The sequence below is a fragment of the Streptomyces sp. CB01373 genome (genome assembly GCF_002803075.1).
Taxonomy (GTDB): Bacteria; Actinomycetota; Actinomycetes; order Streptomycetales; family Streptomycetaceae; genus Streptomyces.
In genome coordinates this window covers 451,657-476,837 of the sequence record NZ_NNBK01000012.1, presented here as the reverse complement: position 1 = coordinate 476,837, position 25,181 = coordinate 451,657, and the positions used below count along the sequence as shown (strand labels likewise).

The window sequence follows — 25,181 nt, the reverse complement described above, 5'->3', positions numbered from 1 at the left end:
TTCGCGACAGTGTCAGTGCCCGGCAGTCGCTGCCGGCCGTCTTCCTGCCGGCCGCGGTGGGGGCGTGTGACGGACCTCGGCCCAGACGGTTTTGGTGTACGCGTCGTGGGCGGTGCAGCCCCAGCGGTCCGCGTACGCCTGGACGAGGAGCAGTCCACGGCCCGACGTCGCGTCGGCGGGCGGGGGCGGGGCGGCGGGGTGCGGGGGCAGGCGCTCGGGGCGGGTGTCCGTCACCTCGATCCGCAGGCCGTGCGGCAGGAGGAGCAGCGACAGCCGGAAGTCCCGGCCGGGAACGCTGCCGTGGCGGATCGCGTTGGAGGCCAGCTCGGCCGTGACGAGGGCGACGGTTCGCGCGGGTTCGGAGTCGTGCGGAAGGCCGGTCCACTCCGTGAGCTGCTGGACGGCGAGGTGCCGGGCCAACCGAGCGCCGCGTCTGGTGCTGCTGAAACGCAGGGTCAGTTGGTGGGTGGCGGGGGCGTGGGGCGGCATGGTCCCGTCGGTGATCTGATGTTGTGTCACAAGATCAGCGTGGGCGGGTGGGTGTGCCGCTGACCAGGTACGCCGGCCGTACGTCGCGCTTGTCGTACGGCCGGGGCGGTTCGCTGGTGCCCTTGTTGTACGGGGGCTGGTACGGGTGCTGTACGGGGCACACGTCGTGCCCTCGCTCCCACGGGTTGCGTTGGACATGGCCCCGGTGGTGGGCCCGCTTCGACGACACCGCTCCCGGCGACTCCCTCGCCGTCATGGACTCGGTCGGGCTGACGATCTACACCTTCGAGCCCGCCCCCCCAGCCCGCCGCCAAGAGCACGGACGCGCAGGCGCGGCGGCCGGTCCAGAAGTCACGCACCACGCTCACCTCGCCTCCGCGGAAGACCCTCAGCAAGGCCTCCGCCACCAACGCGCCGGGCACCCGGCCCAAGTCGATGACCACGGGCGACTACGACAACAACGGCTTCGCCGACCTGGTCGTCTCCGGCACCAGCGTGGGCAACGAGCCGGGCTACGGCTGGTCGTACATCCTGCCCGGCACCGCGTCGCACGAAAAGCCGCTGCCGATCACCGCGGTGCGCGGCGGCCCGGTCGTCGCGTCCGGCGACATCAACCGTGACGGCTACGACGACCTGGTCACCGGCGAGCCGCACAGCCCGGACGACGGCGGCGAGAACATGACCGGCGGCATGGTCGGCGTCTACTACGGCAGTCCGGACGGCCCCGCCGGCCGGAAGGGGCCGGGCTCGCCTCCCGTGTGTTGGACCCAGAACTCGGCGGGCGTGCCGGGCACGAACGAGCGGGGCGACGGCTTCGGCACCGACCTCTCCGTCGGCGACAGCAACGGCGACGGATACGCGTACGTGGCGATCGGGGTCGCGGGCGAGGACATCGGCGCCGTCGCCGACGCGGGCGCCGTCACGGTCCTGCGTGGCTCGGCCAAGGGCCTGACGTCCACCGGCGCACTGTCCGTGAACCAGGGCACCAAGAACGTCCCGAGTACCGTCGAGAAGGGCGACAAGTTCGGCGGCCAGGTCTCCTTCACCGACCCGAACGGCGACGGACGCTTCGGCCTGCTCGTCTCCGCACCCGGTGAGAACACGAACGACGGCTACGTCTGGGTGTTCTCCGCGGGCAGGTCGGGCCTGACCACCTCCGGCTCCTGGACCTACAGCCTGAGCGCGTTCGGCGGCCTGCGGACGGACGCGCTGTACGGGGCGGCGATCGACGACTAGGCTCGTCCGCTCGCGGTCGGCCAGGACGTAAGGCGGCGGGTCCGCCGCCTTGACCGTCGCAGCCGTTACCGCCGGTTCGGCCCCCACCAGCCCGCCATCACCGCGGACATCACTTCACCACGACGTTGTCCCCGGACGACGTCGACGGCCCGGTGGTGGTGTTGCCGTGGTACACCCAGCGCCACGTACCCGTCTTGGAGGCCTTCACGGTCGTCCTGAGAGCACCCGAGCCGTTCGCGTACACCTTCTTCACCGTGGTGTAGGAGGCGGTGCCGGCAGGCTTGAACTGCAGGCTCACCAGGCGGCCTCCATAGGAGGCGTACTTCCTGGTCTCCCAGTTGGCCCGCGTGACCTTTCCGGTCACGGTGATGGTCCTGCCCTTGGACACCGGTTCGGGCGAGGCGTTGACGGTCAGGCGGGAGTTGCGCTTGACGTGGACCGTCAGACCCTTGTCGTCGGTGTCACCACCGCCGCCCTCGAAGTACACCTCGGCCCCGACCTTCCAGGCCCCGGCCTCGCTGTTGCGCATGTCCCACACGCTCGGGTCGAAGTACATCGTCTCGTTGAAGTCGCAGACGCCCGAGCGCACCTTGATGCAGTCGCCCGTCTCGATGGCGTGCCACAGCCGATCACCCGCACCACCGCGGTACAGGAACACCGCCGGCCACTTCCACTTGCGAGTGGTCGCCATCCGGAAGAAGGCGGGCACCGCGACCTCCGACACCCCGATCACAATCGGCTTGCCGCCGTTCACCTGGACACGGGTGAACGAGACCCCACCCTCGGCCGCCCCGGCCGGCACCGCGGCCACGGCCGTGAACACCGCCGCCGCACCACCGGCCACGACGACTCTCCAGACCTGCTTCCCCACCTGATCCCCGATCTCCGTACGGAAAGGCACCGAAGGCTCATCCCTCCAGCGCCTTACAGACAGCTGGCAGCCACCCGGGGTTGTACACCCGCGAATCACAATGGGGCGTCGGGCAATCCCCGCCTCCCGCGAGGCGGAGAGGTCGGTGCGGTGCGGCGGGCGAAGCACGTACCCCCTGGGGTCTGCCGTCAAATGATCTCGACTGATGGGTCATGGTCGGGTGATACGCCGCCATGAACTGACGGATGCCGAATGGGAGTTCCTCGGCGCGCGCCACGAGCTGCGGGTCGCCCCGACGAGTGGGCTGCGATCGTGCGCTCGCGGCCGGGTAGGGTCCCGTCCGGGGTCTCCGGGCGGGACGATCGGGGTGTTGGAAAGGCTCACGCCTCTATGCACAGCCAGGTGTCGCCCGTGCGGAGCCAGAGGATTCCGTCGCGACCCTGGCCGCAGCGCAGGACGACGCGTCCGGGTACGTCGAGCCTTCGGCGGTCGGTCACCGTCCAGGTGCTGCCGTCAAGCTCGGCGCGGGTGAGTTCGACTGTCCGCTGGTTGTGGTCGCGGCGGGTCAGCACGGCCCGACTGCCACGGACCGCGAAGCCGTCCGGATCGGGGACGGGGCTGGGGTAGCTGGTCACTTCGCCGGTGGACGGGGTGATCCGAGTCAGGAAGGTGCCAGATCCGCTGCCGGAGTACCAGACCAGCCACACTCGGTCGCCCTCCGTCGCTGCCGTGCAGCCTTCCAACGGGTAGGCGGGCAGCCGATCCCCCGGGGCCCATGTCGCACGGCCTTCGGTGTCCCAGCCCGCGAGGCCTGCTCCGGACTCGGGATGACCGCCATAGATCCCTTCATCCCCGTAGGCCGTCCAGATCCCTCCGTGGCGGTCGGTGATCAGGGCGGGGATGTCGTCGCCGACGCAGAACTCGCTCTCGGGTGTCCCCGATGCGGAGAACACCATGGCGTTGGGTGTCCAGAGGCCGTCGGTCTCGCTACGAAACGTACGGCCGCTCACCAGCAGGAATCGGGACTCGGGGAGCAGAGCCAGGTGGCTGGGCCGGACTTGGACGTCCTCCACCATGAGGCGCCGCTCCCCCTGCCCTGTGATGGTGACCAGCTCGCCCGTGAACGGGCCCCTCAGCCGCCACCCGAGCCACCCCTTGATGTAGGGGATGCGTTCCAGGTACCGCCGGTGGACCAGCATGACCACGAGTTCCCCGGCCGGCCCGACGCTCCACCACAGAGCCTGGTGCCCTCGGGCGGTATCGGCAGTGGGCAGGCTCCACGCCTCCTGTACTGCGATGCCGGAGTAGTCATTCATTCGCTGACGTCTCATCAAGAACCGTCACCTATGGGACTCCAGGGGCCTACGCCTCCCGAAGATCCCCACCCTACTGGTCTTGGGGCCGGAGTTGTACGTGCTTTTGTACGGGCGCTGTACGGGGCAGCGTCGTGTCCCGGTTCGCACGGATCGCGTTGAACAGAATCCTGGCGGTGAGGTCGAGCGCCGCTGTGGATACGGATGGGCGGGGCGTGCGTTCCGGGACGGAAGGGTGTAGGAGCGTGAAGGCGGTACGGGGTACGCGGAACAGTCGTGTGGCGAAGACCAAGGACGAGGGGCCCGACCTGCCGGGCGTGTGGTCGGCGTACGGCGTGCTGCTGCAGCATCTGCGGAAGCGGTGCGGGTTGAATCAGCAGCAACTCGGTGACGCCATCGGCTACTCGCTGGAGCAGGTCGCGTCGGTGGAGCAGGGACGGCGGCCAGCGAAGGCGGCGTTCACTGTGGCGGCGGATCGGGTGCTGGAGGCGTGCGGGGTCTTGGAGGTGCTCCAGGACGAGGTGGATCGGGCGAAGTTGCCTCGGTTCTTCCGTAACTTCGCGTTGATCGAGGCGGAGGTGGTAAGCCGCTTCTCGTACGACCCGCTGCTGGTGCCGGGGCTGTTGCAGACGGAGGCGTACGCGCGGGCCGTCTTCGCCGGGCACTGTCCGCCGCTCAGCGAGGAGATCATCGACCAGCGCACGGAGGCGCGGCTCAGTCGGCAGAAGCTGCTCATGCGAGTGCCGCTCGCCGAGTTGTCGTTCATCCTCAGCGAGGAGGCATTGCGCGACCCGGTGGGCAGCCCAGAGGTGATGCGCGAACAGTGGCAACGGCTACTGGAGGTAGGCGTGTTACGCAACGTGGAGATCCAGGTCATGCCTGCCGGTCGAGGGTTCCATCCTGGCAAGAACGGTCCGTTCGTGGTGGTGGAGACGCACGAGCACAAGCACCTTGGCTACTTCGAGTCCCAGGGCGTCGGGTGCGTCGTCTCGGAGCCCGCAGAGGTCAGTGCCTTCGCCTTGCGATATGGCAAGCTGCGATCGCAGGCCTTGAACGTCGAGGAGTCTGCGCGACTCATCGAACGGATGGTTGGAGAGACATGAGTGTGGAGCAGGTTGCCGAGAACGTGAACGCGCTGCACTGGTTCAAGAGCAGCTACAGCGGATCGGACGGCGGCGACTGCGTGGAGGTGGCCGCCAACCTGGACGCCGTGTACGTACGGGACTCGAAGGCTGCGGTTGGCGGGCCGGTGTTGCGGGTCGGCCGGGGCGAGTGGGCGACCTTCCTGGCATTTGCTGCGGAGTAGAGCCAAGCAACGCTTCCGAGCGGAACAACGGGCTCGTACAAGTCACTTGAGCTGAAGTGAACGAGCCCGTTGTCATGCCGTCGACTCAGAACAGGGCACCCTCGGCGCCCTCACCGAAATCCGACCCACCTCGCGCGGCCAGCTCCGCCTTGCGCTGCATGACGACCTCGGGCGACGGCGGGGGCAGGTCGGAGTGCTTCTCCCTCGCCTTCTCGTCCGTCACTCCCTTGTGACGGCGGAGATGAACCTCGTCGGCATAGGCCTGGTGGTTCAGCTGGCGCAGGCGGTCGATGATCTCGGTTCGGGCAAGAAGGCCGATGGTGTAGCGGGTGCCCTGGTCGGTCTCGTGAAAGCCATGGTGGAGCGGAAACGTCTCGTGTGTCGGGCCGGCGGGCAAAGTCTGCCCGGAGTCGTCTAGGAGATCCTGCCATCCGTAGGCGGCGACGGTAGCTCTGTCGATCTCCTCGTGGATACGGCGGAGTTCGACGATATCTTCATCCTGGCATGCCTCGTCATGAACCAGGTTGTAGGTGTCCGTCAAGCCGATGTCGCGGCGCAGCAGCACGTCACGACGGTAGGTGTCGAGCCGGGCCCCAGCCGCGCGGAGTTGGTTGTCGAGCGGAGGGCGAGCGAGGGTCTCGAAGACATCACTCGGGGTGTAACGGAGATCGTTCCTGATAGTCCCGGCACGGTCGATCGCCCACCAGTAGTGCGGAGCGCTGCTGAGGAATGCGAGAAGAGCGGTGTCGTCGGCCGCAAAAACAATCGTGGCCTCACTGTAGACCTGGCCAGTGGGCACCATGACCGGCATGACAGACTTGCTGTGACGGGTGATGACGATGCATCGTTCGAGCCGGTCGATGGCCTTCATCATGGCCGGGCGCTTCTCCGCATACTGCCACCAGTAGTCGCGATAGACCTTGCGATTGTTCGCATCCCGCTCAGGCTTGACCTCACGCAGCACCTTCTCATAGGCCCCGGGATAGCGCTGGGCGTCCTTCTCCGACCTGTCACGGAAGTCGATCACCCATCGATCGGTACTGTGCTGGGGGTGGTTGTTCAAATCCTGCCCATTCAAATATGGGAACAGCACCTCCGCATACCTCTCGTCCCCTGCGATCCATGCCCGCGCCTCGCTTTCGGGCAGCGTGAAACCGAGCCCGAGAACGTAAGAACCGACGAAGGAGACGCCGCCGTTCCCTGCCAGTCTCTCCGCCCAAGAAGCTTCGCGAGTACCGGGATTCAGTGAAGTCGAAATCCCGTTCATCACCTTTTGGCCGCCGAGCACATACTCGGCTGACTCACCGAGCCTTCGCTGAGAGGTCCACACTGCGCAGTACTCCAGGCTTGCCGAGCTGGATGGCCACTTCGCGCTCTTGACGGCCCGCCGGATCGTCACACCGGCCCGCTCCAACTGATCGAGACCGACCTCGCGCGTGTCGCCCTGCGCCAGGGTGTTCGTAGCGACAAGCCCTGTGTAACCGCCGTCGTTGAGCAATCCGTGTACACCCAAAGTGAAATAGGCGACGAGGTCGGCACTCCCCCGCATACCTCCCGCGAGGTGATCGACCAGGTATTCGCGGTACGCCTCACCCATGGCACCCGTAAGCTTCTGCCCCCCGAGGAACGGTGGATTCCCTACGACCGCATCAAACCCACCCCGCCGCGTGAACACCTCCGGAAACACCAACGGCCAATGCACCGGCCGCCGCTCCAGCGCCCCCTCCGGCAGCTCGGCCTCCAGCCACTCCTCCGCCGTAGCCCGAGCCTCGCGCACCACCTCGGATTCGTCCTCGACCTCCTCCTCCTCCATGATCCGCTGGACGATCAACGCAACTCGCGGGAACAGATCCCGGACCCGCTCCCCACCGTCCTCCTCGTACCACGGCACCCGCCCCGAAGCACACGTACCCAGCGCCGCCCCCGCGATCAGGTCACCCACCAGCCGCAGCCGCCGCGAGTGCCGGTTGACCTCCTCCAGGCGCTCCCGCTTCTTCTGGAGTGCCGGTAGATCCACGCCCTTGATGGCGGTGATTGCCAACCGCTCCCGCGTCAGCTGATCCACCAACTCGCGTGCCTGCTCGGCCAAGATGTCGGCCTGCTGCACCGGCTTCATGTGCACGCCCTGGATCTGCTCCATGCTGTGCACGCCCAGGAGCGAGTCCCCGCACACCAACCGGTCGTCCAGGAAGGTGAACGGGCGCTCCGGGTCCATGGACACCAGCCACAGCGACAGCTTGGCCATCTCCACCGCCATGGGGTTGATGTCCACCCCGTACAGACAGTGCTCGATGATCTGGCGGCGGGCCTCCACCACCACCGGGTCCTGTTCCGCGTCCGCCGCCGTGACAACCTCGACAGCGCGCCCCGCCCGGTAGACCATCGCGTCCGTGCGGCCCTCGTTCTCCCAGGCCTCTATCAGCCGGTCACCCAGGTAGCGGCAGGCAGCCACCAGGAAGGCCGCCGAGCCAACCGCGATGTCCGCGACCTTCAGGTCCAGGATCTGCTCGGGCGACTTCAGCCGCCACTCCCTCGTGTCCGCCGTCTGAAGCGGCCCCGGCTCGTACACCAGGGGCTCCAGCGCGTGTAGCACGACCTCCTCCGCCAGGAAGCGGGGCGTGTAGTGCGTGCCCGTGTTCTTGCGCAGCGAGGACTCGGCCACGTACAGCGTGCCGTTCGGGATGACCGTCGGGAGGCCTCGCAGGTCGTCGCGCAGGATGCCGACGAACGGCAGCAGCCGTTCCGTCAGCGCCGGGTCCTTCGTCACCGCGTTCAGGCAGCGGCGTGCCTCCGCCGTGTCCTCCGCCGACAACAGGGCGAGCTTCTTCTCCAACTGGCCCGCCGTCGCCGGGGGCTTCGGGTCCTTCCACTTCTCGTGGATGGACTTGGCCAGCGTCTTCAGCGAACCGCCCGCCTTCGCCGCCAGCGACTCCAACTCCCGCAGCGGGACCTCGTGTTCCAGGCCCTCGGGGCCGATCAGGCCCACCATGTGCTCGGTTGCCCGGCGTCCGTCGTACGACAGCAGGCCCTCGTAGACGTAACCGATCTGCTCGACGTCCAGCGCGCGGAAGCTGAGCGTGCGGACCTCGCGGTCCTTGCCCTTGCCGACGCGGACTTCCTGCACCGCCTGGAGCATGTGCAGGACCGTGCGGTCGTCGATGGGGAGGAGCGGGGTCGTGCGCTCCAGCCACGGGTACTTGTCGGGGTCGAAGATCGAGCCGTCGTACGCGGGCAGGTGGAAGCCGGAGCCGGGGTGGTCCACTCCCCCGTGCACCGCGTGGAAGAGGGCGATGAGGCGGTGCCACGCCGACGTCGTGTGCTCCAGCGACGTCTCGCCCTCCTCGTCCGCCCGCGCCTTCAGCTCGTCGCGCAGGAAGCGGGCGGAGTACGACCGCGCATACACCTCGTTGTCCGCCGGCAGCAGGCCGCGTTCCTCCGCGAACAGGAGGAAGACGACGCGCATCATCACCGCGACCGAGGCCCAGTAGACCTCGCTCGCGCCGACGCCGTCCGCGTGCAGGCCGGCGGCACCGTTCTCGACGGCGCGGACGTCGGCGCGCCCGATGGCGTCGACGAGGAGTTCCACGGCCTGCCGGACCTGGACGCCCAGCGCCTCGGTGACGTCCTCGCCCGCCGCGAGGCTCGCCTTGAGGAGCCCCACCAGCGACTCGGGCTCGTCGTACTCGAAGAAGCGGCGGCGCCGCAGCAGCGAGACGAAGGCGCGGACGACGTTCCGCTCCGCCGCCTCGTTCCAGCCGATCGTGTCGAAGACCGCCGTGGTCGTGACGCCGCCCAGCGGGGCCCAGACCAGGCACCACCAGCGGCCGTCCGTCACCAGGCCGAGCGGCACCCCGTGGTGCCGGAGGAGGCGGGCCAGGCGGTCGGCCGGTGCCGCCGCCCAGTCGCCGCCACCGCCCGTCCGCGCGGTGGGCGCGGTGCCCGCCGGGACCGTCATGCCCAGCAGCCGCACCCGCTTGGCGGCGGCCTCGGTGCTGGGTTCGGTCGCCAGGTCGGTGCCCGGGTCGACGAGGGCGAAGTCGGGGCGGACTTCGGCGTTGTGCTCGGGCACGCGCAGGGTGAGGCGGTCCAGGCCGTGGTGCTCGGTCTCGCCCACGCGGAGTGTCAGGGCGTCGTTCCAGCCGAGGAGCCGGGTCAGGAGGTACGCCACCCACTCGTCGCGGCCCGCCGTCGTGTCGGTCTGCCAGTCGGCGTGGCGGGCGCGCAGGCGGGCGCGTTCGTCCTTTTCGAGGGTGTCGAGCTGGGGCCAGGTCCGCAGCAGGACGGGCATGGTGAGGAAGGGGCCGGAGACCTCGGTGAGGTCCAGCCACTCCTGGTGCTGCCGGCGGCCGTCGGTGGCCTGGGCCTTGGCGGCGGCTATTCCACGGCTCACGGTGCGGCGGGGGCTCATCGGCGGGCTTCCTTTGCGGGAACGACGAAGACGACGGCGGCGGGGAAGAGGTGGGAGCGGGGCTCGCGGTAGCGGGCGGCGATGGCGGCGAGTTCGCGTTCGCGCTCGGCGGGGAGGCCTTCGAGGCGTTCCTGCCAGCGGCGGCGGTCGTCCTCGAACTGGCGGCGCTCGTGGCCGGTCAGTTCGTGGGTGGACAGCAGGGCGAGCTGTTGCCCCTCGCCGTCGCCCTCCTCCTTGAGCTTGGTGCGCAGGGTGGCCTCGAAGCGGTCGAGGGTGGCGGTCATGCGGCGCTCCTCCTCGGTCCGGCGGTCGGCGAGGCGGTTCTCCAGCTGGCGGCCGAGTTCGGCGGCGCGGGCCTCGAGCGACCGGTAGAGCGAATCGCGGAGGTTCGGCCAGGCCTCGGTGAGTTCCCTGCGCAGGTGCGGGGCGGCCTCGGTGCCGTCGGTGAGGGCCTGGGACAGGACCCGGCCCTGTTCGCCGACGGACTCCCAGCGGCGGAAGCGTCCGGTGTCGCCGAACCAGCCGCCCGCGTACAGCACTTCCTCGTGCAGGCGGGTGCCGTCGGTGCCGACGAGGACATAGCGCGCGTAGGCCGAGACCAGCGTGGTGGTGACGGCCGGGTCGTCGGAGACGACGGCGGTGACGCGGTTGAGGCCGACCGAGTCGGCGTTCCAGACGGCTGCGGTGAGCAGGCGCGTGGAGAGGGCGACGAGCGGGTGCTTGAGGTGGGCGAGGACGACGTCGTCCCGGGCCTGGGCGGCCACCATCGGTGAGAAGGTGAGCGGGCGCTGCTCGCTCTCGCGCAGCTTGTGGGCGAGGCCGCGAGTGGCGCGCTCCCAGCTGCCGGAGAGCGGCTGCACGTCGAAGAGGTCACCCGGTTCGAACTGCCCGGCGCGGAACGCGGACGGCAGCAGAGCGGGCTGGTGGTCGAGGGCGAGGGCGGTCTCGACCACGCGCTTGATGTTGGCCGGGGTCAGACCGAGGGCCGACACGGTGCCCTCGTACTGGTCGGCGAGCCTCTTGGTCTGGGCGGTGACGTTCTGCTCGGGCGCGACCTCGCCGCCGGTGCGGCGGCCCTTGATCTGCTTGGGCTTGGCGTTCTCGATGTCGACGGGGGCGGTGTCACCCGTCATGCGGCGCTGCACGGCGTCGGCGAGAACGGCGTTCACGGAGCCGAGGTCGTGCTCCATGCGCGCGACCTTCTTGGCGACGCGGGAGAGGAATTCGAGGTCGGCCTCGTAGGAGCCGGCCTGGGCCTGCTGCCAACCGGAGCCGATGAAGTGGGTGGTCTCCGGGTCGTGCTTCTGACCCCAGCGGTCGATGCGGCCTATTCGCTGTTCGAGCTTGTTGGGGTTGAAGGGTATGTCGTAGTTGATGAGGCGGTGGCAGTGGTTCTGGAGGTCGATGCCCTCGCCGGCGGCGTCGGTGGCGAGGAGGATGCGCACCTTGCCCTCCGGCTGCGACGGGTCCGTCTGGAAGCCGAGACGGATGCGCTCGCGCTCCTCGGCGGACAGGCCGCCGTGCAGGCGTTCCACGCGGCCGCCGTCGGTCAGCCCCTCCTGCTGGAGGAGGTCGTGGAGCCACTCCTGGGTGTCGCGGTACTCGGTGAAGACGACGATCCGCTCGTTGGTCCAGCGCTTGCCGTCGGGTGTCCGGCAGACGGCCTTGAGTTCGCTGATGAAGGTCTCGGCCTTGGAGTCCGGGGCCGCCTCGTGGGTGAGGGCCCAGCGCTCCATCTCCTGCAGCAGGTCCAGTTCCCGGCCGTCCTCCGCCGGGGTGAGGGAGGTGGAGCGGGTCAGGGCGTCGTCCTCGGCGTCGACCAATCCCGTGTCGTCGAGATCGGCCACCAGGTCGGCGAACTCCTCCAGCCACTCGGGGACTTCGGCGGCGGCCGTACGTCCCCGCGCCGGGCCGGCGTCCTCCAGGTGGGACAGGTAGACCTGGACGGTGTGCAGGAAGGCGGCCGGGGAGGAGAACAGGCGCTTCTTCAGCAGCAGCGTCACCAGGTCGGCGGCACGGCGGCCTCCCCGGGCCTTCGGGGTGAGCTTCTTGCGGCGCAGCTCGGCGAAGGAGCCGAGCAGTTGGTGGATCTCGCGTTCCTGCGGGGTGTAGTCGACGGGGAGTTCGCGGGTCCTGCGGGTACGGAAGCGGGGCGTGCCGTCGGCGTTGGTGACCGTCGACTTCAGGCGTCGTACGACGGTGTCCTTGAGGGCTTCCTTGTCGGGGTCGACGCCGCGCGCGAAGCGCTGGTCGTCGATGAGTTCGAGCAGGGCCGTGTACGACTCGGGGTAGCCGTTGTGCGGGGTGGCCGAGAGGAAGAGGCGGTGCTCGAAGTGCGGGACGAGGCGCCGGATCAGCTTGGTCTGCTGGGAGTCGACGGCGTAGACCTGCTTGGGCGCGGCGGGTGCGACGTGGTGGGCCTCGTCCAGGACCAGCAGGTCGAAGAAGCGCTTGTGCTCGCCGTCGGTGCTCTCCTCGGGGGCGCCGATGACCTCGTCGAGGAGGCGCTGGGCCTTCTGGCCGCGCAGCCAGGGCAGGGAGACGATGGTGAGCGGGTGCACACGGAAGGGGTTGGCGGCCGTTCCGTGGGTGCGGCGCAGGCGGGCGCAGTGCTCGGAGTCGACGATGGTGAACTCCAGGCCGAACTTCTCGGCCATCTCGTCGCGCCATTTGAGCGTGAGGCCGGCCGGGCAGACCACCATGGTGCGGCGGGCCCGGCCGCGCAGCATGAGCTCCTGCACGACGAGGCCGGCCTCGATGGTCTTGCCGAGGCCGACGTCGTCGGCGAGGAGGAGGTTGACGCGGGGTGCGCCGACCGCTCGCGACACCGGCTCCAGCTGGTACGGCTCCACGGCGACACCGGAACGGAACGGCGCCTGGAGGGTCTTGGCGTCGGCGGAGGCGACGGCGGACCAGCGCACGGCGTCGAGGAAAGCGGCGAGGCGGTTCGGGGTGTCGTACACGCCGGTGGAGGCGTCGGGCAGGGAACCCGCGGGCAGCACGCGGCGGCCGGGCTCCACCTCCCAGATGACGGAGAGGGTGTCACCGAAGCGGCCGTCGGCCACGGACTGGAGATGGACCAGGGTCGCGTTCCGGCGGTTCCCCTCGCCGTCGGCGGCCGGGGAGGGTTCGACGCGGGCGACCACCCAGGACTGGCCACGCACCTCGACCAGATTGCCTTCCTCGGGCAGCAATTCCGCCCCCGTCCGTTCGGTCGCACGCTGAACTGCAGGCGTCATGGGCGCTGTTCTCCTCGGCGTCTTCCCACGCCGCCCGTAGACAATGCCTGTCTCCCCTCCGGACGCGCGCGTGGTCGGAGAGTAACACGGCCCGTCATGTGTGAACAGAGATTACAAAGTTGGGGGTTCGTGCGAGGGTGGCGCCGGCTCAGGTCATGCGCCGCAGTCGGGCCAGCAGGGCTCGGCTGCGTCCGGGCCCGGACTCGTCCGGCAGGACCCTGTCCTCCTCCTCGGCCAGCCGGCGCAGCAGTTCCGCGGCCGCGTGGCGCTCTCCCGTGCGGACCAGGAGTACGGCGATCTCGTAGCGGGTGTCCAGCACGGCAGGGTCACCCGGGCCGAGCAGGCTGCGCTGTTCGGCCAGCACCGACTTCAGCTCGTTCAGGGCCTCACGGGTGTTGCCCAGCGCCCCGGTGCACAGGGCGGCTCCGGCACGGGCGGCGAGGAGGTCGGCGTGTGCGAGGCTCGGTGTGGCCATGAGTTGCTCGTACTCCTCCAGGGCGCGGGCGGGGCGTCCGGAGCGGCGCACGGCGGCGATCTCGGTGAGGCGCGGGTGTGCGGGCGGTGCGGGGGAAGCCGGAGCCCGCCGGGGAGTCCAGGCGGCGAGCAGGGCGGCCACCTCCACGGCCGAGGCGGGGCGGTCCTCGGGCTTCTTCTCCAGCAGCCGCTCCACGAGGGCCCGCAGCCCGTCGGGGACGTCGGAGCGGCGGTCGGTGAGTGGCGGCACGGGTTCGGTGGCGTGCCGGTGGTACAGCACGAACTGGCTGCCGTCGGTGAACGGCGGGGCGCCGGTGAGGAGTTCGTACAGCACGCAGCCGAGGGAGTACAGGTCACTCGCGGGGACCGTCCTGCCGACGGCCTGCTCGGGTGCCATGTAGATGACCGTGCCGGGCGTGGCGTTGGGCGCGGTGAAGCGGGTCTCGCCCGGCTCGGGCTCCAGGGCGGCGGCGACGCCGAAGTCCAGGACCTTGATCTCCCCGTCGGGGGTCATCATCAGGTTGGAGGGTTTGAGGTCGCGGTGCACGACGCCCTGGCCGTGGGCGTAGGCGAGGACCTCGGCGGCGCGCCGCGTGATGTCCGCGGCCTGCTCGACGGTCAGCGGGCCGTCGCTCTTGAGGACGGAGTCCAGAGCGCGGCCGGGGACGAGGTCCATGACCAGGTACAACTCGCCGTCCTGGCTGCCGTGATCGTGGACGGCGGGGATGCCATGGTGGTTCAGGCGGCTGGTGAGACGGGTTTCGCGGAGGAATCGGCGTTCCAGGGTGCTGGGTTCGGCGCCCCGGCCGCGCGGTGCGAGGACCTTGACCGCTACGTCGCGGCCGCGAGCGGCGTCGTACGCCGCCCATACGACCCCCATGCCGCCCCGGCCCAGTTCACGCGTGAGTTCGTACCGTCCCAGGCTTCGCCGCATTGCGCCCGTCTCCAGTCCCGGCGCCCGCGGGCGCCCCTCCCAGCCCCTGGCCGGGAGCTTCGCGGCGCCGCCCGGCCGGAGCGGTCATTGTCTCATCGTTCACACGGGCCTCGGACCCTGCGGGAGCAGGAACGGGCGTCGGGGATCCTCGGGCAGTCCGGGACGGGTGGCGCGTGCGAGATCCGGCTCCGGCAGGTGGGGGCCCAGGGTCGCGTAGACCTCGGCGGCGGAGGAGGGACGGTCGTCCGCGCTCTTGGCGAGCAGCGCCGTGATCAGCTCCTGCAGGTCGCGGGGCACCTTGACGCCCGCGTCGGCGACGAGGGGCGGGGGTGCGCTCAGATGGCGGGAGGCGAGGAGGGCCGGCTGGTCGGTGGCGAAGGGGGTGTCACCGGTGAGCATGTGGTGCAGGAGGCAGCCGACCGCGTAGAGATCGCTGCGGCCGTCGAGCGGGTCGCGGCCGGACAGCAGCTCGGGCGACGCGAAGGAGATGTTGCCGACGCCCTCGCCGGTCATGGTCAGCCTGGGGTCGGCGTCGGAGAGCAGTTTCACCAGACCGAAGTCGAGGATCTTCACCACTCCGTCGCGGCGGACCATGACGTTCTGCGGTTTGAGGTCGCGGTGGACGAGCCCGGCGGCATGTGCCGCGGACAGTCCGGCGCACAGCTGAGCGGCGACGGCGGCGGCCGAGGCCACGTCGAGCCGGCCGTCCTCGTGCTGGTCGAAGAGGTGCTCCAGCGTCGTGCCGTCGATGAGTTCCATCACCAGCCAGCAGATGTCGTCCGTGATCGACGCGTCGAAGACCATCGTGACGTTGGCGTGGTCGAGGCGGGCCGCGGCCCGCGCCTCCCGGTGGAAGCGGGTCAGGGCCGCCTCGCGGCTCCACGGCACGGCCAGCAACTCCGCTGCCACGGTCTTGATGGCGACGGGTCGCTCCAGGCGCTGGTCGCGACCGAGCCACACTTGGCCCATGACACCTCGGCCGAGGATCGACGCCAGCTGATAGCGGTCATGGAGCACCATTCGCGGCTCGGGGCTCTGCATTTTCCCGTCCTCCACATTTTCCACACAGATGTTCGGGGCTTCGATCTGTGAACAAAGTCAATGAGCGTAGTAGCCTGCCATGCACTACGGCCGCTGGGGCGCCGCCCAGCCCGGCGGCCACACACCCCGGAGAGCCTTCGATGAGTACAACCGACGCCGTACCCGTCAGCCTGGCTGAAATCGCCCGGATCGCCGGTGTCGGCCGCGCCGCGGTGAGCAACTGGCGACGCCGCCACGACTCGTTTCCCACCCGCATCGGCGGCACCGACGTCAGTCCGCAGTTCTCGCTGGCTGAGGTCGAGCACTGGCTGCGCGACAACGGCAAGCTCAAGGACGTCGGCGGCCGCGAACTTCTGTGGCCGCGCTTCGAGGCCCTGGGCAGCAGGGACGAGTCAGGGCTGGCAGTGGCCGAGGCGGCCCGCCGGATGCGCTCCTCCCGGACTCGGACCATTCACCCTCAACTGTCTTCACAGGCTGGTGAGTTGGTGATCGAGGCGGCCAAGCTGGGACGCAGGGAGGGCCCTCGCGAGACTTTCGAGTTCCTGCTGCAGCGGTGGTTGGAGACGCATGTACGGCAACTCAGCACCACGCCGGCACAGCTCGCCGCGCTGATGGCACGGGCAGCTCTCGCTGTCCGGCTCGACGGTGACGAGGACGGGCTGACGGTCCTCGACCCGGCCTGCGGCACCGGGCACCTGCCCGCAGCGGTCGCCCACGAGTACGACGGGACCGGTCTGACGGTGTTCGCCTGCGAACGGGACCCGGCGCTCGCCGCGCTGACCTCCGCCCGTCTGGGCTTCATCGCCGACGACCGCGACATCCGTACGGAGGTCGCCACGGCCGACGCGCTGCGCGAGGACTGCTTCGCCGGGACACTCGCCGACATAGCACTGTGCAATCCGCCGTTCAACGAGCGCGACTGGGGCTACGAGGAACTGGCAACGGACCAGCGCTGGACGCACGGTCTGCCACCACGCACCGAGCCGGAACTGGCCTGGGTGCAACACCTGCTGTCCCACCTCAGGCCCGGCGGGACGGCGGTCGTCGTGCTGCCGCCCGCCGTCGCCTCACGCAAGGCGGGCCGCCGCATCCGGGCCTCCCTGCTGCGCACCGGTGTACTGCGGGCGGTTGTGGCGCTGCCGCCCGGGAGCGCGCAACCGCACAGCGTCTCGCTCCAGTTGTGGATTCTGCGCGCCTTGCCGGACAGTCCCTCCGCGACTCCTGTCGGGCAGGACGCCCTCCTGGTGGACGCCACGCGGTTCGCCAGGCCCGGTGCGCGCGAGCCCGGACCCGACTGGGATGCCCTCCGATCGTTCGTCCTCGCCGCCCTGGAAGTCATCGACCAACCGGACCGGAACCCGCCGGAGGGCGCCGTCCGGGTTCCTCTGCTCGATCTTCTGGACGACGAGGTCGACGTCACCCCGGGCCGCTACGCCGCCTCCGGCAAGGAGCCCTCCCACGCTGAACTCGCGTCATCCTGGCGCGAGCTGACGACCCGTCTGGCCGACCTCACCGGCTGCGCACAGTACCTGGCCGGACTGGACCTTCAGCCCCGGACACCGCAGACCACGACCACGGTCGGTGACCTCGTCAAGGCGAGCGCCCTCACCCTGATCGCCGGGCAGCAACCACTGGACAGCACCCCGTCGGCCGGCGCGGCGGGCCTGCCCATGCTCACCGTGCCCGACCTGCTCATGGACGGCGCTCCCAGCGGGCGTGTCCCCGAAGGCTCGGCCCACGCCGTGGCCGAGGAGGGTGACGTGGTGGTCGCCGGAGTGATCCGGGCCTTCAGGGCCTGGGTGCACCAAGGGCCACCGACGGCGCTGGGCCCGCAGCTGTACGCGCTGCGGGTGGACCCGGAGAAACTGGACGCCCACTTCCTGGCCGGCTGCCTGCGCGCCCCCGCCAACGGACGCCAGGCCGGCACCCACGCCTCCAGCTCGTCCCGGGTGGACATCCGGCGCCTGCAGGTGCTGCCCCTGCCCCTGGCGGAACAGGCGGCCTACGCCATGGCCTTCCGTCGCCTTACCGACTTCGAGGACCTCCTCACGCGCGCCGAGGACCTGGGGCGCCGGCTGGTAAGCGACGTGAGCGACAGGCTCGCCTCGGGCGGGTTGGGCGGCTGACGACGCAGCTCATACAGAATTGCGGTGGGTGAACGTCCAGTTTCTGACTCAACACCCAGGTGAGTGGACGGCGCCGCCTACTTCCTGACGCTCCTTGCCGCTTGCTGTTCTCAGTGGTCGTACTGGCTGTGGGCCGCCGCCAGCAACTTGCCGGCCTCCGACTTGCCCGACCCGGCGCATCCCGCGACGTGAGCCGGGGTGAGGCGTTCCGTGCACGAGCTTGTGGTTGCCACTCGCCCCTCCAAGAGTGTGGTGTGGACGGCAACTTGTCTCCCGCACCCACCCCACGCACGCTGGGAACGGGCGGGCAGTGGCGCGCGGGGATCGTCGGGCTGTCCTGCGGCGCGAGCGGGGCGCTGGGGGACGGTTACGCGCAGGGGACCGCACCGGGTCTGTTGCGGCCGAGTCGTTCGTGGGCGCTGACGAAATGCCCGGAGACGGCTGCTGAGACCGTCGAGAGATCGAGGGCGAGTGCGAAACCGGCGATCACCTCGGCCAGGCGGGCGGCGCTCCCCTTCCCCGTGCAGCCCATCATCTCCAGGAGTTCACGCTGAGCGGGAAGGTGGGTGCCGCCGCCGACCGTCCCGAGCGCCAGTCCGGGGAGGGTCATGCTGGCATAGACGCCGCCGTCCGATGTCGGTTCAAGGATGAACTGCCCCACGCTCGACTCATGAACGCATGCGATGTCCTGACCCGTCGCGGTGAAAATCGCGGCCACGATGTTGGCGGCGTTCGCGGTGGAGCCCAGCACTCCGCCGTGGACGGCCCCGGACGCGATGTGGTGATAGCCCATGGTCAGTTCGTCCGGCGTCGTGTTCAGAACACGCTTGATGATGCCTTCGGGAAGGACGCAGTCGGCGGTCACCCTGATTCCGCGGCCTTCCGTCATCCTCTGGAAGGACGCCTTTTTGTCGCCGGACGTGTTTCCCTCGATGATGAAGGACTCGAGTTCCTGACTGTCCACCAAGTGCTCCTGTTCCAGGATCCATTGGCAGGCATGCCAGGTGCAGGCAGTGGTCATGTTCTGGCCGGCCGCGTCACCGGTGGTGTAGGTGAACTTCAGGTGGACGGTCCTGCCCAGCACGGCGGGCTCGATCGAGACGAGTTCGGCATGCTTCGACACCTGCCGGACTACGGTTCGGAGATCGTTGAGGTACTGGCTGATCGTCAACGCGAAGAGCCTGGCTGCCGGCATCCTGGAGAAGGCGAACACCGGTGCGCGGGTCATGCTCTGCGCGACGGCACAGGTGCTGACTCCGCCCGCCATGGTGACGGCCAGCGATCCACGGGTCGCCGAAGAGACCAGGGCGCCCTCGGTGGTCGCCATGGGCGCGTAGATTTCGCCCTGTACGTTCTCCCCGCAGAACAGCAGTGGCCCTGCCAGGCCGACCGGGATCTCGACGCTTCCGACGAACCCCTCGATGTTTCCGGTCAGTCTCCCGGCGTCGAGTTGCGTCCGATCCATGGAAGGCAGACCGGTCCCGGTCACGGAGCGGATCCAGTCGAGCCGTTGAAGCCGAGCCGACTCCGTATAGATCCCTCTGGCGGGAACGTACCTTCCCACGGAACGGATCGGGCGAGCTTCACGTGGGTCGTCTCGTAGGCTCATGCGGCATCACTTCCCTTTTCTCGACTGGTGTTCTCTGACGGGTCTCTTCGCGGCAACGTGATCACCCAGGTCCGTTGACAACGTCTTCATGCGGTTGCTCGCGGCTCCCCCGGACAGCCCAACGAGCACACCCCCTTCACGTCACCGACACTTCTTCCGCCCCTGCCGGGCGACCGGCCGCGGGTTGCATAGAATTGCGGGGTTTGCCCCCTTGCCGCCCGCGCCTCGTACGGAGCCTCTCCATGCACAGCCCCCATGACCCGTACGTCCGTGTCCGTGGTGCTCGTGAGCACAACCTCCAGGGGGTGGACGTCGATGTTCCGCGGGACGCGCTCGTGGTGTTCACGGGGGTGTCGGGGTCGGGGAAGTCTTCGCTGGCGTTCGGAACGATCTACGCGGAGGCTCAGCGGCGGTACTTCGAGTCGGTGGCGCCCTACGCGCGGCGGTTGATCCACCAGGTGGGGGCGCCGAAGGTCGGGGAGATCTCCGGGCTGCCGCCGGCCGTGTCGCTGGAGCAGCGGCGCGCGGCGCCGACGTCGCGGTCCTCCGTGGGCACCGTCACCAACCTGTCGAACTCGCTGCGGATGCTGTTCTCCCGGGCCGGGGACTATAGGCCGGGGGCCGAGCGGCTGGACTCGGACGCGTTCTCGCCGAACACCGCGGCCGGGGCCTGCCCCCAGTGCCACGGTCTCGGGCAGGTGCACCGGACGGAGGAGGCACTGCTGGTGCCCGACCCCTCGCTGTCGATCCGTGCGGGCGCGATCGCCGCCTGGCCGGGTGCCTGGCAGGGCAAGAACCTGCGGGACATCCTCGACGCGCTGGGGTACGACGTGGACCGGCCGTGGCGCGAACTGCCCGCCGGGCAGCGGGAGTGGATCCTGTTCACGGACGAGCAGCCGGTGGTGACCGTGCACCCGGTGCGGGACGCCGAGCGGATCCAACGGCCCTACCAGGGTACGTACATGAGCGCCCAGCGGTATGTGATGAAGACCTTCGCCGATTCGAAGAGCGCCGCCCTGCGGGCCAGGGCCGAGCGGTTCCTCACCGCCGCGCCCTGCCCGGCCTGCGGCGGCAGCCGGCTGCGGCCCGAGGCACTGGCCGTGACCTTCGCGGGGCGCACCATCGCCGAGCTGGCCGCACTGCCGCTGACCGAGCTCGCCGGGCACCTGCGGGGCACGTCCGAGGCCGCTCGCGTCCTCACCGAGGATCTGAGGTCACGCATTGTGCCCGTCGTGGAGCTCGGGCTCGGTTACCTCAGCGTGGACCGGTCCACGCCCACGCTGTCGGCGGGCGAGTTGCAGCGGCTGCGGCTCGCCACACAGTTGCGGTCGGGGCTCTTCGGGGTGGTGTACGTGCTCGACGAGCCGTCTGCGGGCCTGCACCCGGCGGACACCGAGGCCCTGCTCACGGTGTTGCAGCGGCTCAAGGCGGCGGGCAACTCGGTGTTCGTGGTGGAGCACCACCTCGACGTGGTACGCGGTGCCGACTGGGTCGTCGACGTCGGTCCGCTGGCCGGTGAGCACGGCGGGCGGGTGCTGCACAGCGGGCCGGTCGCCGAGCTGGCGCAGGTCGCGGAGTCGGCGACGGGCCGGTTCCTGTTCGACCGCTCCCCCGCGCCGTTGCGGGAAGTGCGCCACGCGCGCGGCCAGTTGACGGTGGGGCCGGTCACCCGGCACAACCTGCGGGCCGTGACGGCGCGGTTCCCGCTCGGCGCGTTCACCGCGGTCACGGGGGTGTCGGGGTCGGGCAAGTCCACGCTCATCGGTGCGATCACGCCGGAGCTGGCAGGGGTCGGGCGGCTGGTCTCGGTGGACCAGAAGCCGATCGGGCGCACTCCGCGCTCCAACCTGGCCACCTACACGGGACTGTTCGACGTGGTACGAAAGGTGTTCGCGGACACCGCCGAGGCGCGCGGGCGCGGTTACGGGGTCGGACGGTTCTCCTTCAACGTGGCGGGAGGCCGGTGCGAGACCTGCCAGGGCGAGGGGTTCGTCAGCGTGGAACTGCTGTTCCTGCCGAGCACGTACGCCCCGTGCCCGGACTGCGGCGGGGCCCGCTACAACCCCGAGACGCTCCAAGTGACGTACCGAGGGCGGAACATCGGCGAGGTGCTCGACCTCACGGTGGAGAGCGCGGCGGAGTTCTTCGCCGACGTCCCGGCGGTGGCCCGCAGTCTCGGCGCCCTGCTCGACGTCGGCCTCGGGTATCTGCGCCTCGGTCAGCCCGCCACCGAGCTGTCCGGCGGTGAGGCCCAGCGCATCAAGCTCGCGAGTGAACTGCAACGCGGCCGCCGCGGCCACACCCTCTACCTCCTGGACGAGCCGACGACCGGTCTGCATCCGGCCGATGTCGAGGTGCTGATGCGGCAGTTGCACGGTCTGGTCGACGCCGGGCACACCGTGATCGTCGTCGAGCACGACATGTCCGTCGTGGCCGGCGCCGACTGGGTCGTCGACCTCGGGCCGGGCGGCGGCGACGAGGGCGGCCGGATCGTGGCGGCGGGACCGCCGGCCGAGGTCGCCCGGGCGGCGGGCAGCGCCACGGCTCCTTATCTGGCACGGGCCGTACAGCGTGGCGTCCAGAACCGTACGGGGGGCTCGTCCGCTCAACACCGGGTCAACTGAGGCGAATTGACGGGTTCGACAGGTCCGGTCACCGTACGGAGGAGATCATGACGTCCATGATCCACACCTCTCGTCGCGGCCTGCTCGCCGCCTTCGCCGCCTCCGCGGCCTCCGTCCCGCTCGCTGGCCTGGCCGCGGCTCCCGCCCAGGCCGACGCCGCCCCCGCGCCCGTCGATCCCCTCCCGGCACCGGCGGGCCTGACCTCGGCCCGCTCCTCGGTGACTCTGCCCGCGCTGGACGCCTCCTATTTCACACCGGTGACGCTGGTCTCCCCGCTCACCGTCTCCGTGCTGTCCGGGACCCCGGCCCGCACGGAGGTCCTTTCGAACGGGAGACGGGTCGCGCTGCTGACCCACGGCGCCCGGACCGTCGTCCTGCCGGGTCCGCGAAGAACGTTCACCGAGAACAAGCGGCCCTTCGTGGACGACTTCCAGCGCACGCTGACGGGCTGGGGCAGCTCGCCGGGCGGCGGCAGCTGGAACACGCTCCCCTCCGGCTCCGACGACTACTCGGTCGTACCGGGCACCGGCCTGATCACCCTCACCACCACGGGTGTCAGCCGGCACGCCAATCTGCGGGACGACGAGGTCGCCGACCTCGACGCGCGGTCCGTGGCCCGGTTCGACAAGGTGCCCACCGGCCAGGCCTGTTCGTACGGGCTGACCTTCGGCTATCAGACGACCCACAAGAACTACCGGGCCCGGCTGTCCTTCCTGACCAGTGGGGCGATCGAGTTCCGCGTCGAGAAGGAGGTCGACGACGTCGTCACCCAGCTGGCCACGGCCGTCACGCTGGCGACGGGCAATCCGGCGAACACGGACTGGACGATCCGGGTGCGCCGCGAGGGCTCCCGGATCCGGGCGAAGGCATGGCGTTCCGCCACCGCCGAGCCGTCCGCGTGGTCCTTCGACGTCAACGACTCGACGTTCGGCAAGGGCCGGGTGGGTCTGCGCGCCCTGGCCAACACCGGCTGCACCAATCTGCCCGTCACCCTGAAGGCGAGCCGCTTCGAGGTGAGTGCCGCCAACTGGCACACCCCGCCGAGCGTCACCCACGGCGACTGGGTGCGGGTGCTGCCCGAGCCCTTCGACGGCACCTGGACGGCCGAGCTGGAGCGGACGATCCGCGGCTGGGCCGGCTCCACCGTGCCGGACGCGCTCTCCTTCGCGGCTATGTTCCTTCCGGGCGCCCCCGCGGTCACCGCCGGGGACGGACCGGCGAAGGGCAAGCAGGTCCTGGGCGAGGCCGGTTACGGCTACCTGAACGCGCAGGGGTACCGCATGGTGGGCGCCGACTTCCACGAGTACATGAACGTCGGCTGGACCTTCCCCGACGGCGCCTACACCGGGCCGTCGAGTAAGGATGTCGGGAATCTCGACTGCTCGGGCTACACGCGCATGGTCTACGGCTACCACATGGGCGTGCCCATGGCCGCGAAGGCGGACACGTCCGGGAACCGGATACCGCGCCAATCCCGCGACATGGCCGACTACACACCCGGTGTGCTGATCGACCGGACCGACGGCGTGCGTCCGCCGGCCGCGACCCTGCTCCAGCCCGGTGACCTCGTGCTGTTCAACGCCGACTCCGGGGACGACGGGGACCCGCGGACCGCCGCGGTCGACCACGTGGGGATCTACCTCGGACGGGACTCGGCCGGCAACCGGCGCTTCCTGTCCAGCCGCAAGACGGTCAACGGGCCCACCATGGCCGACCTGGCCGGTGCCTCACTGCTCGACGGCACGGGTCTCTACGCCGAGTCCCTGCACACCGTGCGCAGGGTCTGAGCCGGCACTTGGGGCCGGGGCGGCCTGGTGGCCGCCCCGGCGGGGGCGTGACCGGCAGACGCATGCCCGGCGGACGCCTGACCCGCGAGGGCGTGACCGCGGGTCGGGGTCGAGCTCGGATCGGCACCGTGGTCGCGGCCGTCGGGCAGCTCCTGCCGGGCCGCAAGGGCCAGCGTGCGGCGGTCGGGGCAGGTGCCCGGGGGAAGCACGGGGCGCACGTCGACCTCGGCGACCAGGCCGCGTGCCGTGGCCACCCGCCACAGGGACGTGATCAGGGAGTCGTCGCCGACGAAGGCAGGGGCCGTGCTGGCCGCTCCCCCGGAGTGGCTCAGGTAGCGGATGCGGACCGGCTGGACGGGCACCCCGGCGTCGAGGGCGGCCTGGAAGACGGCTCGGTGGAAGGCACCCTGGGCGCGGCCGCACCAGGTGCTGCCCTCGGGGAAGGCGGCGACCGCGGCGCCGGCGCGCAGTTCCCCGGCGATGTGCGCCACCGTCGCGGGCAGGGCGCGCAGACGGTCCCGTTCGATGAACAGGGCGCCGCCGCGCGCGGCGAGCGCGCCGGCCACCGGCCAGCCGCGGATCTCCGTCTTGGCGAGCATCCGGGCCGGGCGGACGGCGGCCAGCAGCGGGACGTCCAGCCAGGAGATGTGGTTGGCGACCAGCAGGAGGCCGCCGGTGGGCGGGGCGGCGCCGGTGAAGCGGACCCGGACCCCCGAGGCCCTGACGACCGCCCGGCACCAGCGCCGCACCCATCCGGCGGGGATCCGGGCGCCCAGCGGCGACAGCGCGACCCCGGCGAGTACGAGGAACACGACCAGCGTCAGCCGCAGCACGGCACGCGGTACGGCCGTCGTGGACCTCGTTCCCGTCTCCACGCACGCCGTCGGGGTGCAGGGCGCGCTGGGCAGCCAGAGGCTCATCAGGCCGGTACGAGGGAGAGGAAGTGCCGCAGGTAGCGGGGGCTGACCCGGCGCATCGACAGCAGGACGTAGAGGTCGGCGACCCCGAAGTCGGGGTCGTGCGCGGGCGCGCCGCAGACCTGGGCGCCGAGCCGGAGGTAGCCGCGCAGGAGGGCGGGCAGTTCGGTGCGGGGAGCGGCCGGAAGGCCGGCCCGCGGGATCCACGGGAGCAGCGGGCGCACCCGGTTCTCCTGAGGTGCCAGGTTCTTCTCGCGCACCCGCTCCCAGGTGGCGGAGGCGAGGGCGCCGCCGTCGGCGAGCGGTATGGAGCAGCAGCCCGCCAGCCACTCGTGGCCGCGGTCCACCATATAGCGGGCCAGCCCGGCCCAGATCAGCCCGATCACGGTGCCGTCGCGGTGGTCGGGGTGCACGCAGGAGCGGCCCACCTCCACCAGGCCGGGGCGGATCGGGGCCAGCGCGGTGAGGTCGAACTCGCCCTCCGCGTACAGCCGTCCGGCGATCGCGGCGCGCTCCGGCGGGAGCAGCCGATAGGTGCCGACGACCTGCCCGGTGGTCGTGTCGCGCACGAGCAGGTGGTCGCAGTAGACGTCGAAGGGATCGACGTCGTGTCCCGGCTGCGAGGTGGACAGCAGGGCGCCCATCTCCCCGGCGAAGACGTCGTGGCGCAGCCGCTGCGCGGCCCGCACGTCCGCCTCGTCACGGGCGAGGGCGACGGTGTAACGGGTGGGCGGCGCGGGCTGCGGAGGGCTTTCGAGGGTGGGGACGCCGGTCATGTTCTCTCCTGGTCGTGGACCCGCTACGGAA

18 protein-coding genes are annotated in these 25,181 nt (G+C 70.3%); 6 read left to right on the top strand and 12 right to left on the bottom strand.

Features of this window, described 5'->3' with window-relative positions:
* Positions 1 to 12: 12 nt before the first annotated feature.
* Together CG719_RS21500 and CG719_RS21495 are read right to left on the bottom strand one after the other, a co-directional pair.
* A complete protein-coding gene (locus CG719_RS21500; RefSeq protein ID WP_100570351.1) occupies positions 13 to 489 on the bottom strand; it encodes an ATP-binding protein in 477 nt (158 codons plus the stop codon).
* A gap of 34 nt (positions 490 to 523) precedes the next feature.
* Positions 524 to 718 (bottom strand): hypothetical protein, encoded by a 195-nt coding sequence (locus tag CG719_RS21495; RefSeq protein WP_100570281.1) that lies wholly within the window; start codon positions 716 to 718, stop codon positions 524 to 526.
* Between the two features lie 206 nt (positions 719 to 924).
* Between CG719_RS21495 and CG719_RS21490 the strand changes: the two genes are divergently transcribed.
* The gene (locus tag CG719_RS21490; protein ID WP_107488232.1) at positions 925 to 1,725 is read left to right on the top strand and encodes an FG-GAP repeat domain-containing protein; all 801 of its coding nucleotides are present in this window, start codon (positions 925 to 927) and stop codon (positions 1,723 to 1,725) included.
* Positions 1,726 to 1,834: 109 nt separating this feature from the next.
* Here CG719_RS21490 and CG719_RS21485 read toward each other — a convergent pair whose 3' ends face one another.
* Positions 1,835 to 2,596 (bottom strand): hypothetical protein, encoded by a 762-nt coding sequence (locus CG719_RS21485; protein ID WP_199836724.1) that lies wholly within the window; start codon positions 2,594 to 2,596, stop codon positions 1,835 to 1,837.
* Positions 2,597 to 2,976: 380 nt separating this feature from the next.
* A complete protein-coding gene (locus CG719_RS36595) occupies positions 2,977 to 3,912 on the bottom strand; it encodes a hypothetical protein (protein ID WP_234375688.1) in 936 nt (311 codons plus the stop codon).
* Positions 3,913 to 4,187: 275 nt separating this feature from the next.
* Between CG719_RS36595 and CG719_RS21470 the strand changes: the two genes are divergently transcribed.
* Positions 4,188 to 5,012 (top strand): helix-turn-helix domain-containing protein, encoded by an 825-nt coding sequence (locus CG719_RS21470; RefSeq protein WP_100570277.1) that lies wholly within the window; start codon positions 4,188 to 4,190, stop codon positions 5,010 to 5,012.
* Complete coding sequence (locus tag CG719_RS21465) at positions 5,009 to 5,215, top strand: DUF397 domain-containing protein (protein WP_100570276.1); 207 nt, start codon at positions 5,009 to 5,011, stop codon at positions 5,213 to 5,215. Before CG719_RS21470 ends, CG719_RS21465 begins: the two co-directional genes overlap by 4 nt.
* An 85-nt stretch (positions 5,216 to 5,300) precedes the next feature.
* Here CG719_RS21465 and CG719_RS21460 read toward each other — a convergent pair whose 3' ends face one another.
* The 4 genes from CG719_RS21460 to CG719_RS21445 form a co-directional block, all read right to left on the bottom strand.
* On the bottom strand, positions 5,301 to 9,623 hold the full coding sequence (locus CG719_RS21460) for an Eco57I restriction-modification methylase domain-containing protein (protein ID WP_100570275.1): 4,323 nt from the start codon (positions 9,621 to 9,623) through the stop codon (positions 5,301 to 5,303).
* Positions 9,620 to 12,862: a DISARM system SNF2-like helicase DrmD gene (drmD, locus tag CG719_RS21455; protein ID WP_100570274.1), complete on the bottom strand. Its 3,243-nt coding sequence runs from the start codon at positions 12,860 to 12,862 to the stop codon at positions 9,620 to 9,622. Before drmD ends, CG719_RS21460 begins: the two co-directional genes overlap by 4 nt.
* Before the next feature lie 148 nt (positions 12,863 to 13,010).
* The gene (locus CG719_RS21450; protein WP_100570273.1) at positions 13,011 to 14,270 is read right to left on the bottom strand and encodes a serine/threonine-protein kinase; all 1,260 of its coding nucleotides are present in this window, start codon (positions 14,268 to 14,270) and stop codon (positions 13,011 to 13,013) included.
* Positions 14,271 to 14,369: 99 nt separating this feature from the next.
* Complete coding sequence (locus CG719_RS21445) at positions 14,370 to 15,311, bottom strand: serine/threonine-protein kinase (protein ID WP_100570272.1); 942 nt, start codon at positions 15,309 to 15,311, stop codon at positions 14,370 to 14,372.
* 140 nt (positions 15,312 to 15,451) lie between these two features.
* On the opposite strand from CG719_RS21445, the gene CG719_RS21440 reads away from it, so the two are divergent.
* Complete coding sequence (locus CG719_RS21440) at positions 15,452 to 17,437, top strand: N-6 DNA methylase (RefSeq protein WP_100570271.1); 1,986 nt, start codon at positions 15,452 to 15,454, stop codon at positions 17,435 to 17,437.
* A 110-nt stretch (positions 17,438 to 17,547) separates the two neighbouring features.
* Here the strand turns inward: CG719_RS21440 and CG719_RS37170 are convergent, their stop codons facing one another.
* Entirely contained in the window at positions 17,548 to 17,670 is a 123-nt protein-coding gene (locus tag CG719_RS37170; RefSeq protein WP_267895365.1) for a hypothetical protein, read from the bottom strand.
* Positions 17,671 to 17,804: 134 nt separating this feature from the next.
* Positions 17,805 to 18,926 (bottom strand): hydroxymethylglutaryl-CoA reductase, encoded by a 1,122-nt coding sequence (locus CG719_RS21430; protein ID WP_234375687.1) that lies wholly within the window; start codon positions 18,924 to 18,926, stop codon positions 17,805 to 17,807.
* Positions 18,927 to 19,288: 362 nt separating this feature from the next.
* Between CG719_RS21430 and CG719_RS21425 the strand changes: the two genes are divergently transcribed.
* Together CG719_RS21425 and CG719_RS21420 are read left to right on the top strand one after the other, a co-directional pair.
* Positions 19,289 to 21,670, top strand: a complete 2,382-nt coding sequence (locus CG719_RS21425; protein ID WP_100570270.1) for an ATP-binding cassette domain-containing protein — start codon at positions 19,289 to 19,291, stop codon at positions 21,668 to 21,670.
* A 47-nt stretch (positions 21,671 to 21,717) separates the two neighbouring features.
* On the top strand, positions 21,718 to 23,457 hold the full coding sequence (locus tag CG719_RS21420; RefSeq protein WP_234375686.1) for an NlpC/P60 family protein: 1,740 nt from the start codon (positions 21,718 to 21,720) through the stop codon (positions 23,455 to 23,457).
* Here the strand turns inward: CG719_RS21420 and CG719_RS21415 are convergent.
* Positions 23,421 to 24,377, bottom strand: a complete 957-nt coding sequence (locus tag CG719_RS21415; RefSeq protein WP_100570269.1) for a lysophospholipid acyltransferase family protein — start codon at positions 24,375 to 24,377, stop codon at positions 23,421 to 23,423. The genes CG719_RS21420 and CG719_RS21415 overlap by 37 nt on opposite strands.
* Positions 24,377 to 25,150: a GNAT family N-acetyltransferase gene (locus CG719_RS21410; protein ID WP_100570268.1), complete on the bottom strand. Its 774-nt coding sequence runs from the start codon at positions 25,148 to 25,150 to the stop codon at positions 24,377 to 24,379. Before CG719_RS21410 ends, CG719_RS21415 begins: the two co-directional genes overlap by 1 nt.
* Between the last annotated feature and the right edge of the window lie 31 nt (positions 25,151 to 25,181).